This window comes from Arthrobacter sp. TRD_SC_6 (assembly GCF_055361185.1).
The window spans coordinates 3555790-3568629 of sequence record NZ_CM143953.1 but is presented as its reverse complement, the minus strand read 5'-3'; the positions used below and the strand labels follow the sequence as shown (position 1 = coordinate 3568629).

14 protein-coding genes are annotated in these 12840 nt (G+C 62.4%); 5 read left to right on the top strand and 9 right to left on the bottom strand.

The window, feature by feature from the left end; translation table 11 throughout:
• Nucleotides 1–161: 161 nt before the first annotated feature.
• The 7 genes from ACWA1U_RS16960 to ACWA1U_RS16930 all read right to left on the bottom strand — a co-directional run bounded on the left by ACWA1U_RS16960 (nt 162) and on the right by ACWA1U_RS16930 (nt 4954).
• Nucleotides 162–344 (bottom strand): hypothetical protein, encoded by a 183-nt coding sequence (locus ACWA1U_RS16960; protein ID WP_463723308.1) that lies wholly within the window; start codon nt 342–344, stop codon nt 162–164.
• Nucleotides 345–383: 39 nt separating this feature from the next.
• Nucleotides 384–1043, bottom strand: a complete 660-nt coding sequence (locus ACWA1U_RS16955; RefSeq protein WP_463723307.1) for a hypothetical protein — start codon at nt 1041–1043, stop codon at nt 384–386.
• 46 nt (nt 1044–1089) lie between these two features.
• Nucleotides 1090–1866: a DUF2382 domain-containing protein gene (locus ACWA1U_RS16950; protein WP_463723306.1), complete on the bottom strand. Its 777-nt coding sequence runs from the start codon at nt 1864–1866 to the stop codon at nt 1090–1092.
• A 55-nt stretch (nt 1867–1921) separates the two neighbouring features.
• The gene (locus ACWA1U_RS16945; RefSeq protein WP_463723305.1) at nt 1922–2686 is read right to left on the bottom strand and encodes a mechanosensitive ion channel family protein; all 765 of its coding nucleotides are present in this window, start codon (nt 2684–2686) and stop codon (nt 1922–1924) included.
• 160 nt (nt 2687–2846) lie between these two features.
• Complete coding sequence (locus ACWA1U_RS16940; RefSeq protein ID WP_463723304.1) at nt 2847–3263, bottom strand: MarR family winged helix-turn-helix transcriptional regulator; 417 nt, start codon at nt 3261–3263, stop codon at nt 2847–2849.
• 172 nt (nt 3264–3435) lie between these two features.
• On the bottom strand, nt 3436–4212 hold the full coding sequence (locus ACWA1U_RS16935) for a GAF domain-containing protein (protein WP_463723303.1): 777 nt from the start codon (nt 4210–4212) through the stop codon (nt 3436–3438).
• A gap of 298 nt (nt 4213–4510) precedes the next feature.
• Entirely contained in the window at nt 4511–4954 is a 444-nt protein-coding gene (locus ACWA1U_RS16930; protein ID WP_463725080.1) for an Lrp/AsnC family transcriptional regulator, read from the bottom strand.
• Between the two features lie 252 nt (nt 4955–5206).
• On the opposite strand from ACWA1U_RS16930, the gene pdhA reads away from it, so the two are divergent.
• From pdhA to ACWA1U_RS16910, 4 genes are all read left to right on the top strand, one after another.
• Nucleotides 5207–6343 (top strand): pyruvate dehydrogenase (acetyl-transferring) E1 component subunit alpha, encoded by a 1137-nt coding sequence (gene pdhA, locus ACWA1U_RS16925; RefSeq protein WP_463725079.1) that lies wholly within the window; start codon nt 5207–5209, stop codon nt 6341–6343.
• A complete protein-coding gene (locus tag ACWA1U_RS16920; RefSeq protein WP_463723302.1) occupies nt 6340–7416 on the top strand; it encodes an alpha-ketoacid dehydrogenase subunit beta in 1077 nt (358 codons plus the stop codon). The genes pdhA and ACWA1U_RS16920 overlap by 4 nt, the downstream gene beginning before the upstream one ends.
• Nucleotides 7413–8882, top strand: coding sequence for a dihydrolipoamide acetyltransferase family protein (locus ACWA1U_RS16915; protein WP_463723301.1), 1470 nt, complete (start codon nt 7413–7415; stop codon nt 8880–8882). The genes ACWA1U_RS16920 and ACWA1U_RS16915 overlap by 4 nt, the downstream gene beginning before the upstream one ends.
• Before the next feature lie 85 nt (nt 8883–8967).
• Nucleotides 8968–9825, top strand: a complete 858-nt coding sequence (locus ACWA1U_RS16910; RefSeq protein ID WP_463723300.1) for an MBL fold metallo-hydrolase — start codon at nt 8968–8970, stop codon at nt 9823–9825.
• Here ACWA1U_RS16910 and ACWA1U_RS16905 read toward each other — a convergent pair.
• Nucleotides 9822–10445 (bottom strand): dTMP kinase, encoded by a 624-nt coding sequence (locus ACWA1U_RS16905; protein WP_463723299.1) that lies wholly within the window; start codon nt 10443–10445, stop codon nt 9822–9824. The two genes, ACWA1U_RS16910 and ACWA1U_RS16905, sit on opposite strands and share 4 nt — an antisense overlap.
• Nucleotides 10446–10546: 101 nt before the next feature.
• On the opposite strand from ACWA1U_RS16905, the gene ACWA1U_RS16900 reads away from it, so the two are divergent.
• Complete coding sequence (locus tag ACWA1U_RS16900; protein WP_463723298.1) at nt 10547–11767, top strand: MFS transporter; 1221 nt, start codon at nt 10547–10549, stop codon at nt 11765–11767.
• Between the two features lie 47 nt (nt 11768–11814).
• Here ACWA1U_RS16900 and ACWA1U_RS16895 read toward each other — a convergent pair whose 3' ends face one another.
• Nucleotides 11815–12474, bottom strand: coding sequence for an MFS transporter (locus ACWA1U_RS16895; protein WP_463723297.1), 660 nt, complete (start codon nt 12472–12474; stop codon nt 11815–11817).
• Nucleotides 12475–12840: the final 366 nt, after the last annotated feature.

Sequence of the window (12840 nt, the reverse complement as noted above, 5' to 3'; positions counted from 1 at the left end):
GGCGATGTTCAACAACTGGGGCGTGCGGCTGTTGGAAGCATCCCTACGAATATTGCCCAACGTTGTGACTGCTCTAGTGCTCTCCGCGTCTGAGAAACGCGTAGTGCCGGGCCCCAGGGGGCCCGCCACTACGAACTAGATATTGTTAGGGGAGGAGCTGGTTACCCTCCGAAGCCCCCGAGCTTGCCTAGCAGGTCTTGAGGGTTGATGCCGAACTTGTCCAGCAGGTCTTTGTCCTGGTCGGTGTCGACCTGATCGGGTAGTTCCTGTTGCGCCTGATCGGCTTTATCGTTATCTCCACGGTTCTTCAGCAGGTCGATGATCTGTTGCTTATCGATATTCATGGTGCTGCCTCCATCTCATGTGTAACTCGGGGTATTTGGTTAGTGGTTGTCGACCAGGTTTGCCTTGTCGACCTTGCGGTGGAAACGCATGCCGGCCAGGCCGCCGAGGATTGCCCCGATGAGGGCAACCACAGCGGCGATGACCGCTGAGATGATCCCGGCTGTGGTCATGTTCTCCGCGTTGGGGATCTGCGGGAAGCTGTTGAGCTGGGCGAGGATGTTGAACTGATCCCCGGCGATGGCACCGAGGATGGCTACGATGATCGCGATGACGATAGCCCATACCCACACTGCGATGCCTTGCTTCATTCCGTTGAAGCGTGCCATCCGCCCTGCGACGTAACCGCCGCAGTAGTAGGCGATGAACAGGATTACTGCCAAAACGATCGCACCGATGATGCCGGCCTGTTGCGGGTCCTGAGTAGCCTGGCTCGCAACGTCAGTGTTCGTCACGTTGCCCACGACTGCGCCCAATGCGGCTGCCAGGGCGGTGAGGAGGATCGCGGTGCCGGTGGCAGTGAGCCAGCCGAAGAACGCCGACCCGATCTTGATACCGCCGAACTCTTCCTTCTCACGTTCCAGCAGATGATCCCGCTGGTCCCGGTCAACGTCATGATGGCGATCGACTTGGCGGTGGCGTTGATCTACCTTGTCGTTGTCATCGGGTCCGTCGTGTGCTGATCCTGCGCTAGTGCTCATGATCTCTTCCTCAAAACTAGGTGGTGCGAGTGACTTCCCGTCGTAGTTAGCGGTTGTCGACGTCGTCGGTGTCGATTTGTTCCTTGCGGACTTCCTCGTTGACGGTCTGCTGCTCGGTGACGGTTTCCTTATCCAGGCGGATCCGCTCAACCGGTACGGCTTCCTTCTCGACGACGGCGCGCTCTTCGTGAAGGACAACCTCGTGTTCTTCCTCGCTGATCTCGGGTCCGCCCATAGCGTCACCACGGTTTGCGTCGGTGATTGGTTCACGTTCGATGCGAACTTCCTCGCGCTGCACTGGGACCGTCTTGGTGACGTTCTCGGTCACAACGTACTTACGCAGTCGCGCACGTCCTGCCTCGCGGCGTTCGGTGCCGACGTGGAGCTGTTCCTCTGAGCGGGTCATCGCATCATCGGTGGTGGGCCCGGAAGTGTCGTGGCCGACGATGCCGCGGTCAGCATCGGTGTGAGTGTCGTAGTCACCTGTTGTGCCTGCACCGTAGCTGTCGGTGAGGCCGTAGTAGCGGTACAGATCGGCTTCCTCCGCTTCGCTCAGGTGACCGTCAGCAGCCACGCGGGGTGCGTCCTTGACGGTGGACTTGTCGTAGCCCACGCGGACGTCATTGCCCTCCAGCGATGCACCCTCCAGAGGAGCGAACGACTCACCGGAACCGAACAGGCCCGTATTGACGGTGACCCAGTTGGGCTCGTTGGTCTGGTCATCGACGTAGACCTGGCCCACGGAGCCAATCTTCTGGCCGTCGTTATCGATGACGTTGCCGCCGGCTTCGAGGATCTGGGAAATATTGTTCTGGGAAATCATGGTGTTCTCCTTTATCAGTGTTGTTGCGTTGATATTGCTCGGGAGTTTGGATGAATCAGATCCGGTGGGCGCCGGATCCATCGTTGGTTTGTGTCTTGGGCTTCGCCTGCTGAGCCTTGCTCTTCAGCTGCTCCTTGGCGGAGGGTGAGTTCCGGGCTTCAGCCTTCAGGCGGGGTGCTTCTTCTTCAGCCTTGTTCAGGTAGTGCTCCCAGCGCTGGGACATTGGCTTGATCAGCCCGCCGCCAACGCCGACGATGATCACGCCGACTATCGCGGAAAGAACTGCGATGAGGATCGGTGTGGTGACAGTCGTGGCGATCTCCACCTGGTTCAGGGCGGCGATGATGCCCAGACCGAGGATGAAGATACTGGCGATGTTTGCCAGGACTTTGCCGTAGGAAAGCCCACCGAGCGTGTTCTGAATCAGCGTCTTGACTGCAGCGGCGATAGCAGCGGCGATGATGACGATGATGATTGCGACGATGATCTTGGGCAGGAACGCGATGATGCTTCCCAGCAGATCACTGACCGGGTTGGGCCCGAACACCCCAAAGGCGAACTGCAACACGAACAGAACGAGAGTGTAGTAAAGGATCTTCGCGATGATGTCGCTGGCATCCAGGGACGACTTGGCCAGGGCCTTCTTCACGCCGCCGCGCTCAACCGCGCGATCGAAACCGACCTTCTCGAGAAGCTTGGACAACGCTTTGGAGATCGCTTTGGCTATGAGGAGTCCCACGATCAGGATGACCAGGAACAGCAACAGTTTCGGGACGAACTCGACAACCGTCGCCAGACCGCTTCTGAGTGTTTCTTCCATCTATGCCTCCGAGTGTGAGTGACCAGGTGTAGTCGGCCCCCACCGAGGTTTGTGTGACCTAACCGTAACCACAAAAGGCATTAAATAGGAAGCATGCTGACTACTAGGCTCTCTTATTAAATCTGGTGATGCGACCTTGTCTCACGCTTATTGACAGGGATTAAGCGGCGCCTTGCTGCTGCATGATTCGGGGAAGAAGTTGAAGAAGGTGGGCGCGCAACCCCTCGGCTCCCGCTAGGAGGGATTGCTCTATTTCTCGTCCCAAGCGAAGGGCATCCTGACCGCGGGGCGTGAGGCGAATAACCCGGCATCGGGTGTCACCAGGCTTGCGATGCGTGATGACATGCCCTTGTTCCTCCAGTCGGTCGAGCGTCCCGCCAATGGTAGGCGTTTTGACGTGCAGTACTTGCGCAAGTGTGGCCTGATGGGAGGTTGGATTCGCTGCCGCCGCGGACAAAGCGATGTAGCCGGCGTACGTGATCCCTAGCTCCAGGAGATGTTCGTTCCAGACGTGGGCCAGTAGCCGCGAGGCCTGGGCGAGCAACTCATGCGTTGGCTCTGATAGAAACTCCTGCATTGCCCACCCCTAACGCTTCGCACTTCGACCCAGGGTAATTACTCAGCCTACTTACCTTTCGCTGTGCTCGAAAGAGCACCGCTACAGTGTTGAGGTCAGATCCTCATGCCGGATGAACCAAACCCACTTCATCTAAGCCGACCAGAGTAGATTTGTAAGCCCCGTTTCTGGGTTAGGCGTTGATTTCCTCTTCCACGAGGTGGGCCAGTTTTTTCAGGAAGCGTCTGTCGTTGTCTGAAAACTCGCGTGGTTTCTGATCGATGACACACAGCGTGCCAACGGTCCACCCACCCGGCCCCCGCAGTGGGTACCCGGCGTAGAAACGTATGAACGGCTCTCCGAGCACAAGGGGGTTCCTGTTGAATCGTTCGTCTTCGAGAGCGTCGTTGATGATGAGCGGGCCAGCATTGCGAACCGTCGCGTGGCAAAAGGTAATCTCCCGAGGCAAATTCTGCTCAACTGGTCCCAGTACGGATTTGAGGAACATGCGCCGGGCATCGAGCAAAGCGATAATTGAAGAGCTGACATGAAAGTGATCCCTCGCCTGCTGAGTGAACCGATCGAACCGGGCTTCAGATTCGGAATCCAGCAACTGGGTCCCGTCCAACGCGGCCAGGCGTTCACTTTCCTGCTCGTTGACGCTGAACATAAAAGCACCTGCCGCGCCGATCTCACGCCGTAAATCCTCCCGCGAGAACTCGACAGTGTCCTTGGTATCGGCCGGCACACGGGTCTGCACCGCCGTTAGCTCCAGCAATTCGTTCGCAGCTTCTGCTAAGAGATTCCGCTCATGGGACGGTAAGGAGAGGAGGCCCGTCAGGTAGGACTGGACCTCGAACGCTGAGATAGCCCCGCCAAGCCCGTAGTAACGAACCCATAGATCCTCGACGCTCAGCCCAGCCTCTGATAGGGCGGAAGTCGTCATTTTGATTTGCACTTGTTCGTTCAAAACAACCTCCTGGGAGCCCGATAAGCACCGACACCCAGCAAACAGAAGTAACAGGATCCTGAGATGATAAGCGCACTTATTATCTCAGCTTAAACGTTTCCTTCCGGTGTCGCTTCGCCGAGAGTTGCGGAAGAGGTACTTGCCCAGCATGCCCCATCTCCGTCAGCGCGGCATCCCAGTGACCGTTGCCGTCCCCAAAGAGATCTTTAGTGAGCGCTTAGCGTGAGACCTATATCTCACGGGCGACCCGCCGCACGCCCGAACTTATTCAGGCTGGCGAGTTGGGCTCCGCAACTCCCTACCGGGTGTCCACATCCTCGAAAACGAGGAACGTCTGAGTATCCAGCACCCCGGGCATTGACTGCAGCTGATCAAAAATCACGCGCCTCAAGTCAACGTTGTCTTCCGCACGGACCAGCAGGATCACATCGAAGTCGCCTCCCACTAGTGCAATGTGGTGAATCTCCGGTATTGCCCGCAGTTTCTCCTTGAGCTCGCGCCACGCGTGCTGGCGGACCTTGAGCGTCACGTACGCCGAGGACCGAAGCCCCGCTTTGATGGGATCGATCAGCGCCGTGAACTTGGTGAGGATCCCGCTTTCCGTCAAGCGCGCAATGCGCGAATAGGCGTGCGCCCGCGAAATGTGCACGTTCTCCGCGACCGCCGTTACCGAGAGCCTCCCGTCCCGAGTCAGTTCCGCGAGGATCTTCCGGTCCACCTCATCAAGCGGCTGCTCACCCATTTTGTCTACCGCTCCGTTCGTAATCCAGGTCACACTGACAATCTGTCTCTAAGAATACCCGTGCCACCACCAATGATCCACGATTCAGGCGTTTAGTGGATACGAAACAACTGTCACACGGATAATTGGGTTACAGACCATCGTCACTCGCAACAGTCGGGTGCGTCCAGGCAGAGGGGCCGCCAACGTAAGCCACGGCGGCTGATGGAGGTAGAGATGACTATTTCAACCGGGAATCAGTACGGCGAGTCAATGAGGCGCGGCGGCCGTTCGCAGGATGCTACCCCTTCCGCGGAGGAGTTCATGCTCCCGTCCGCACAGCCGGTTCAGTTAGTGGATCAGAACGGCGGTCACGTCCACAATGACCGTTACCCGCTTCCCGACGGCGGCGCACTCCTTGCCGCCTACGAGAAGCTCGTCATCGGGCGCCGCATCAATGAGCAGGCAAACGCTCTCGTCCGTCAGGGCCGGATGGCTGTCTACCCGTCCTCCCACGGTCAGGAAGCGTGTCAGGTGGCTGCCGCCGTCGTACTCGAAAAGGACGACTGGCTCTTCCCGACCTACCGCGACACAGTCTCGGTGATCACACGCGGCGTTGACCCCCTCGAGGTGCTGACCCTCCTGCGCGGCGACTGGCACGCTGGCTATGACCCACACGAGCACAAGACCGCCACGCAGGCTACACCGCTGGCAACCCAGTTGCTGCATGCCGTCGGGGTAGCCCACGCCGCAAAGCTGCGCGGCGAGAGCACCGTCGTCCTGGCGATGTGCGGGGACGGCGCCACCAGCGAGGGCGACTTCCACGAGGCACTGAACTTCGCCGCCGTCTTCCACGTGCCCGTGGTCTTCCTCATCCAGAACAACGAATATGCCATCTCGGTTCCGCTGAAGAACCAGTCCGTGGCGCCGTCGTTGGCGCACAAGGCCATCGGGTATGGCATGCCGGGGGAGCGGGTGGACGGCAATGACCTCGCGGCGATGATGTCGGTCCTCGGCAAGGCGGTGGACCGGGCGCGCGACGGCGGCGGACCGGCCCTTGTGGAAGCCCACACTTACCGGATGCAGGCGCACACCAACGCCGATGACCCCTCGCGTTACCGCTTGCAGGCCGACGTCGAGAAGTGGGTGCCGAAGGACCCGATCACCCGGATGCGCACCTACTTGGCCAACCTCAACCTCCTCACGGAAGAGGTGGAACGGCACATCACGAAAGCCGCTGAGGACACGGCCACCACCCTGCGCGACGGACTGAACTCGGAACCAGAATTCAACCCGGCGGACCTGTTCGAGTATGTGTACTCCGAAAAGACCAGCCAGCTCCGCGAACAGGCCGCCCAACTGCGGGAAGAACTCTCCCGCGAGATGTCCCCGGAAGGGGCGCAGCGATGACTGACACTGCCGTCCGAACCGGCCCACAAGTGGAAGCGGCGTCCGTTAAGACGGGTGCTCAGCCGCTCACCTTCGCGAAAGCGCTCAACGCCGCGCTCGCCGATGCGATGGAAGCCGACCCGTCGGTTGTCATGTTCGGTGAGGACGTCGGGCCCCTGGGTGGGGTCTTCCGCATCACGGACGGGCTGACCGCCCGGTTCGGCGAGGAGCGTTGCTTTGACACTCCTCTTGCCGAAGCCGGGATCATGGGCATGGCCGTGGGGATGGCGATGAACGGCATGCGCCCCGTCGTCGAAATGCAGTTCGATGCCTTCGCCTACCCGGCGTTCGAGCAGGTCGTCAGCCACGTCGCCAAAATGCCGAACCGCACCAAGGGCCGCGTGAAGCTGCCGCTGGTCATCCGGATCCCCTACGCCGGCGGAATTGGGGGCGTGGAGCACCACTGCGACTCCTCCGAGGCCTACTACGCGCACACCCCCGGCTTGACGGTCCTCGCGCCCGCCACGGTCCGCGATGCGTACCTCATGCTCCGCGAGGCGATCCGCTTTCCCGACCCCGTGGTGTTCCTGGAGCCCAAGAAGCTGTACTGGGCCAAGGAGACCCTGGACCTTGACGAGCTGCGGAAAGCAGCCGACGACGACGCCCGCGCGGCTTCCAGCTCCGCCGTGGGTCGCGCCGTCGTCGCCCGCCAGGGCACAGACGCGACGCTGATCGCCTACGGACCCTCCGTGCCAACTGCCCTTGCGGCGGCTGCGGCAGCTGCGGAAGAGGGCCGGAGCCTCGAGGTGATCGATGTCCGGTCGATCGTGCCGTTTGATGATGAAACCGTGACCGCGAGTGTGCGGAAAACCGGGCGGGCCGTGGTCATCGCGGAGGCGCCGGGCTTTGCGTCCGTTGCGTCGGAAATCGTTGCCCGGGTGCAGGAGCGTTGCTTCCACTCCCTCGCTGCGCCGGTGCGCCGGGTGACCGGATTCGACATCCCGTACCCGTCGCCGAAGCTGGAGCACTTCTTCCTGCCCAGCGTTGACCGGATCCTCGACACCGTCGATGAGCTGCAGTGGGAGGACGCATGAGCGCCCAGGCCTTATCCACAACCGCTAAGGTGTTCCTGCTGCCGGACCTCGGCGAAGGACTGACCGAGGCCGAGCTGGTGAACTGGCTCGTGGCCGAGGGCGACACCGTAGTGGTGGACCAACCGGTTGCCGAGGTCGAGACCGCGAAGTCCATGGTGGAGGTGCCGTCGCCGTTCGCCGGGGTCATCACTCAGTTGCACGGTGAAGCTGGAACAACCATCAACGTTGGTGCTCCGCTGATCTCGGTAACTCCAGCTTCGTCAGGCGCGCCCGTCGCAGAAGCGGAGCAATACCGGGAAGAGGAGCGCGCCGGCGTCGAAGTTCCTTCTGAGGAAGAGGTTGCCGCTGCGCCCACCGTGACGGAAACAGCTGAAGACTCCGGGTCGGGCAACGTCCTGATCGGTTACGGTACATCCGGGTCGGGTTCCAGTGGGCGTACGCGCCGGCGAAAGGGTGGGGTGACGGGGAGTTCGCTGGATTCTAGGACGGCAGGTTCGCCGTCGTCGGCCTCGCAGACACCCGTGCCCGAGGCCGGCGCCCGCGCAGTCCTGTGTGTCTCGCCGCTGGTACGGAAACTCGCCCGCGATGCCGGGTTGAATCTTCGCGACGTCCCCGGAACCGGTGCCGATGGAATGATCCTGCGCCGCGACGTCGAGCAGGCGCTTGCCGCTGGTGGTGCTGCTTCGCCCGTTGCCGAGAAGCCTGTTACTGCTTCAACCGCGACAGACAGTGCAACCGACGTCGACCGTCGCAGCGGCCTGCGCATCGCCGAGCGGACCCCCGTAAAGGGTGTGCGCAAGGCCGTCGCGGAGGCCATGACGCGCAGCCGCCGGGAAATACCGGAAGCCACTGTCTGGGTGGACGTGGACGCCACCGCCCTGGTCAACCTGCGCGCCGAGCTGAAGCGACGGCAGCCGGATTCCACGCCGGGCCTCCTCGCGTTCGTGGCGCGGTTCGTGCTCGCCGGTCTCGCGAAGTACCCGGAGCTCAACACACGGATTGTCGAGCGGGAAGACGGCAGCCATGAGATCCTCACGTTCGACGGCGTCAACCTGGGGATCGCCGCGCAGACCGACCGTGGGCTCATGGTTCCCAGCGTGTCCCGCGCGGATCGGCTGAACGCCCGCGAACTGGACGCCGAGATCCGGCGACTAGCCGCCGTCGCACGCGATGGCAAGGCGACCCCGGCGGAGCTGACCTCCGGAACGTTCACGCTGAACAATTACGGAGTCTTCGGTGTAGACGGCAGTGCGGCGATCATCAATCATCCGGAAGCGGCAATCCTTGGAATGGGTCGGATCATCGACCGGCCGTGGGTGGTGGACGGGGAGCTAGCGGTCCGGAAGGTCACCGAGCTGACGCTCACGTTCGACCATCGCGTGTGCGACGGCGGTGTGGCCGGTGGGTTCCTGCGCTACGTGGCGGACGCGATCGAGAAGCCGGGTGGCTTGCTGGCTGATCTCTAGCCGGGAACGGTGCCCCAGCCCTTGCTTCGCTCACCGCGGTACCCTGCCGATACGCTTAGCACTGTCGTAAACGCGAGAGGAAGTCATGACTGAGCTCAACGCCGACCAGTCCCCCTGGCAGCAATTAGGGGATCACACCTGGGTTCTGCAGACCGAGTCTTACCGGATGAATGTGGGACTTGTGGTCGGCACCGAACGCGCCCTGGTCATCGACACCGGCACAGGCCCGCAACAGGCCGCCGAAATCCTGGACGCGGTCCGGCAGCTCACCGACAGGCCGCTCTCGGTGGTCAACACGCACGCACACTTCGACCACGTGTTTGGGAACGCCTACTTCGCAGCGAACGGCGTCGAGGACTTCTGGGCGACCGAGCGGTGTGCCGCCGTCGTCGCTGAACTGGGTGAGGAACAACGCGGGGAGGTCGCCTACTCGGAGCCAGCCATGGCCGCTAACGACGGCGCGCACACCGGCATAGTGCCCGCGAACAGGCTGGTTGCCGGCTCGCCCGTAGATCTGGACCTCGGTGGCATATCAGTGACCCTCTTCCACCTCGGCCGGGGCCATACTGACCACGATCTCCTGGTGGGAGCAGCGAACGTGCTCTTTACGGGGGACCTGGTCGAAGAAGGCGCAGACCCCAATTTTGGTGGTTCCTTCCCGAGCGACTGGATCCGCACGCTGGCGAAGATCGCTGCCCTCGAGGATCTGTACGAGGTGTTCGTACCCGGTCACGGCGCTCCAGTGGGAATCGACTTCGTGACCACGCAGCTGAACAAGATGCGCAGCGCCGTCCGGGTGACCAAGGTGGCGATGGACGAAGCATCGGTCGACATGACCAAAGCCATCCCGATCCTGCCCTACGGTCCCGAGCAGTCGCGGGCGCTCCTGACCCGGTTGCGCACCCTCGCGCATTGGAAGTGGCTCGAGCGGCAGGGGAGCTAGGTTACCCGGAGCGGCCGCTCCTGAATCGCAGCCAGCATCGCCGCCGCGGCCTGTTCGCTGGACCCGTTGCCATCAAGCACAACGAACCGCGAGAAGTCGGCAAGGGACCGGTACGCAGCATCAAGTTCGGTGAGGAACTCGAGCGTCTCCTCATCGGTAGCCCTCGTCGAGATGCGCTCCGCCGCAACGGCAGGGTCCACCCCGAGGTAGACCACCAGATCCGGCTGCGGCAGTATCCGGAGCAACCACGGAAGCACTGCGCCAGCGCGTAAACCGCGCACTTTCCGCAGTGCCAGCTGGCACCAAAGGTGCCGGTCGACGACGACGACCCCCCGCCGTCGTCGTGCGCTTAATTCCGAACGAAGTACCGAACCAACGCGGAGGGACGTCTCGACGGCGTCAAGGACGCGGGTTCCGAGGAGGGCCTCGGCGGTGGCAGCGTAGCGCGACGCCCAGCGGTTGAGGGTCCGCCGCCCACCCGGATTGCGGTACAGGTACGCCGACTGGCCCTGCTGCCGCAGCGAGCCGACGACGGCGCGGGCAACCGTTGTCTTGCCGGCACCGTCGATGCCGAGCAGCACTACCCGCAGATGCTGCCGCCGTGATTCAACGCCGGTCATTTCCCGCCTCTTCCGCCTATGGTCCTGGACAATTATCGCAAGAGCGTCTGGGCGCGGACTGACAGGGGCACTGTTCGCCCGCCGTGCGCTAGCGTTGAACGGTGCCTCAGGAACCGTTCAGCCTCCGCAAGATAGCTGTCGGCGCGTACGGTCCGTCACTGCTGTATGGCGCCGCAATCGGTTCAATTGTCCCTGTCATTGCGCTGTCGGCGCGGGAACTTGGCGCGGATATTCCGACGGCGGCACTCATCATTACGCTCACTGGGATCGGGTCATTGGTCACGAACGTCCCGGCCACGCTGGTCACCACGCGATTCGGGGAGCGGTGGTCGCTGGTCGGAGCGTCGCTCTGGTGTGCCGCGGCCATGGTGCTGGCCCTCGCGGCGCCCAACCTGTTCGTTTTCGCAGCCGCCGTGTTCATGGTCGGCATGGCCGGTGCGGTGTTCGGTCTCGCACGGCAGAGCTACCTGACGGAGGCTGTACCGGTCGACTTCCGTGCACGGGCACTCTCCACCCTGGGCGGGGTGACGCGGATCGGCGTGTTCATCGGCCCCTTCGCCGGTGCGCTCGCCATGAGTTTCGGCGGGCTCGACGGCGCGTATTGGGTGGGTGCCGCGGCAAGTGTCGCAGCGGCGGTGCTGAGCTACCGAGTTCCGGAACTGGTGGCCCGAACCCGCAAGGCACCGTCGACGGGCGCTGTGGACGATGCTCCAGCGCCCGCTACCGTTCGTGCGATCCTCCGCAGCCACACCCGAATCTTCGCCACAGTAGGCGTCGGAGTGCTGCTGATCGCCGCCGTCCGCGCCACCCGGCAGGCGGTCATCCCGCTGTGGGCGCAGGAGATCGGGTTGGACCCGACGACGACGGCACTCATCTACGGCTTGTCCGGCGCGATCGACATGCTGATCTTCTACCCCGCAGGCAAGGTAATGGACCTCTACGGGAGGCGCTGGGTCGCTGTACCCTGCATGATCATTATGGGTGCGGGACTGCTGGCGCTGCCGTTCACACATGATGCCCTCAGCCTGCTGCTCGTCGCGATGCTGATCGGGTTCGGCAACGGAATCGGGTCGGGGATCGTCATGACGCTGGGGGCGGATTTCTCACCATCACCGGGCAGGCCCCAATTCCTTGGGATCTGGAGGCTGCTGACGGACATCGGAACCATGGCCGGGCCCGGAACCGTCTCTGCGGTAACCGCGGTTGCGAGCCTGGCCGGCGGGATCTGGACCACCGGCGTGCTTGGGTTGATCGGTGCGGGAGCGCTCTGGTTGTGGGTGCCGCCGCGCAGGAGGCACCTGACGAAAGCGGGCGAGAACTAAATAGATTCGAGCACCCAGAGCCGGCCGCGAACTGGGCATAGAGCACTTTATATCTTCCCAACGGCGACGACTCGAGTTCGGCGCATCAGTGCTCCTGCGATAACGGCGCCCACCGCGAAAAGTGCAGCGGCGACGAGGAACACCATTTTGTAGCCGTCAATGCTTTGGGTATCCGTCGCGCCTCCGGCGCTTGACAGGGCTGCCCCGGCTATGGTTGAGGCGAAGATGGTGTTGAGGAGGGCAACTCCAATGGCGCCTCCAAGTTGCTGTGTGGTGTTGACCACGGCGCTCGCTGCCCCCATGTCGTGCGGATCAACCCTCGATAGTGCGATGGAGTTCAGCGGTACGAAGATCAGCCCGAGGCCGAGACCGACGATGATTTCCCCAGGGAGGATGCCGGTGAGGAATGTTGACGGGTTTTGCAGCAGGGACAGTAGCGCCATGCCGAGGGCCGCGATGGTCGCTCCGAGCACCAGCAGGGTTTTTTCACCACATCGGGGGATGAGGGAGGGTGCGATCATGGCCGTGAGAATGATGCATCCGCTGAAGGGTAGGAACGACAGTCCCGTTTGTACGGGAGTCATGTTGAGGTTTGATTGGAGGTAGTAGGCGAGGAAGAGCAGCACGCCGAACATACCCGCGCCGATCAGGGTCGACAGGGCGAAAGCGCCACCGCGGTTCCGGTGAAGCAGCCCAGTTCGACACATGCGTCCCCCACACAATCGCAAGCGCAACCCCTGACCCAGTCGAAATCATCGGCCTCTTCAGCCCCCACGGCGAACGCATACACCTCACCGGCAGATAAATTGGGCCCATCTAATCAATGCGCCACGAGCAATCCCGTCCTGCGTTTCGTGGGTGGCACATTCCACTCCCACGTCTGGGCCCTAGCCCCAGGGCAGCGGTAAGGCGCCCTCGAACGGGCTGCGGTGTGGAGCGCATGGCCCAATGGTCGTTGTCAGGGTCGTATAGCATCTGGCTGTCGAAGGCGAGCGGACCACGCGATGCCTGCACCGCAAGCCGCCAACCCTCTAGCAATGGCGGTTCCGAGTGTTGCCTTCGAAAGTCCGACC

What these genes read in the sequence shown, in the direction of transcription:
- ACWA1U_RS16960 (WP_463723308.1), bottom strand. Translation starts at nt 344, where the DNA reads ATGAATATCGATAAGCAACAGATCATCGACCTGCTGAAGAACCGTGGA.
- ACWA1U_RS16955 (WP_463723307.1), bottom strand. Translation starts at nt 1,043, where the DNA reads ATGAGCACTAGCGCAGGATCAGCACACGACGGACCCGATGACAACGAC.
- ACWA1U_RS16950 (WP_463723306.1), bottom strand. Translation starts at nt 1,866, where the DNA reads ATGATTTCCCAGAACAATATTTCCCAGATCCTCGAAGCCGGCGGCAAC.
- ACWA1U_RS16945 (WP_463723305.1), bottom strand. Translation starts at nt 2,686, where the DNA reads ATGGAAGAAACACTCAGAAGCGGTCTGGCGACGGTTGTCGAGTTCGTC.
- ACWA1U_RS16940 (WP_463723304.1), bottom strand. Translation starts at nt 3,263, where the DNA reads ATGCAGGAGTTTCTATCAGAGCCAACGCATGAGTTGCTCGCCCAGGCC.
- ACWA1U_RS16930 (WP_463725080.1), bottom strand. Translation starts at nt 4,954, where the DNA reads ATGGGTGAGCAGCCGCTTGATGAGGTGGACCGGAAGATCCTCGCGGAA.
- pdhA (WP_463725079.1), top strand. Translation starts at nt 5,207, where the DNA reads ATGAGGCGCGGCGGCCGTTCGCAGGATGCTACCCCTTCCGCGGAGGAG.
- ACWA1U_RS16920 (WP_463723302.1), top strand. Translation starts at nt 6,340, where the DNA reads ATGACTGACACTGCCGTCCGAACCGGCCCACAAGTGGAAGCGGCGTCC.
- ACWA1U_RS16915 (WP_463723301.1), top strand. Translation starts at nt 7,413, where the DNA reads ATGAGCGCCCAGGCCTTATCCACAACCGCTAAGGTGTTCCTGCTGCCG.
- ACWA1U_RS16910 (WP_463723300.1), top strand. Translation starts at nt 8,968, where the DNA reads ATGACTGAGCTCAACGCCGACCAGTCCCCCTGGCAGCAATTAGGGGAT.
- ACWA1U_RS16905 (WP_463723299.1), bottom strand. Translation starts at nt 10,445, where the DNA reads ATGACCGGCGTTGAATCACGGCGGCAGCATCTGCGGGTAGTGCTGCTC.
- ACWA1U_RS16895 (WP_463723297.1), bottom strand. Translation starts at nt 12,474, where the DNA reads ATGTGTCGAACTGGGCTGCTTCACCGGAACCGCGGTGGCGCTTTCGCC.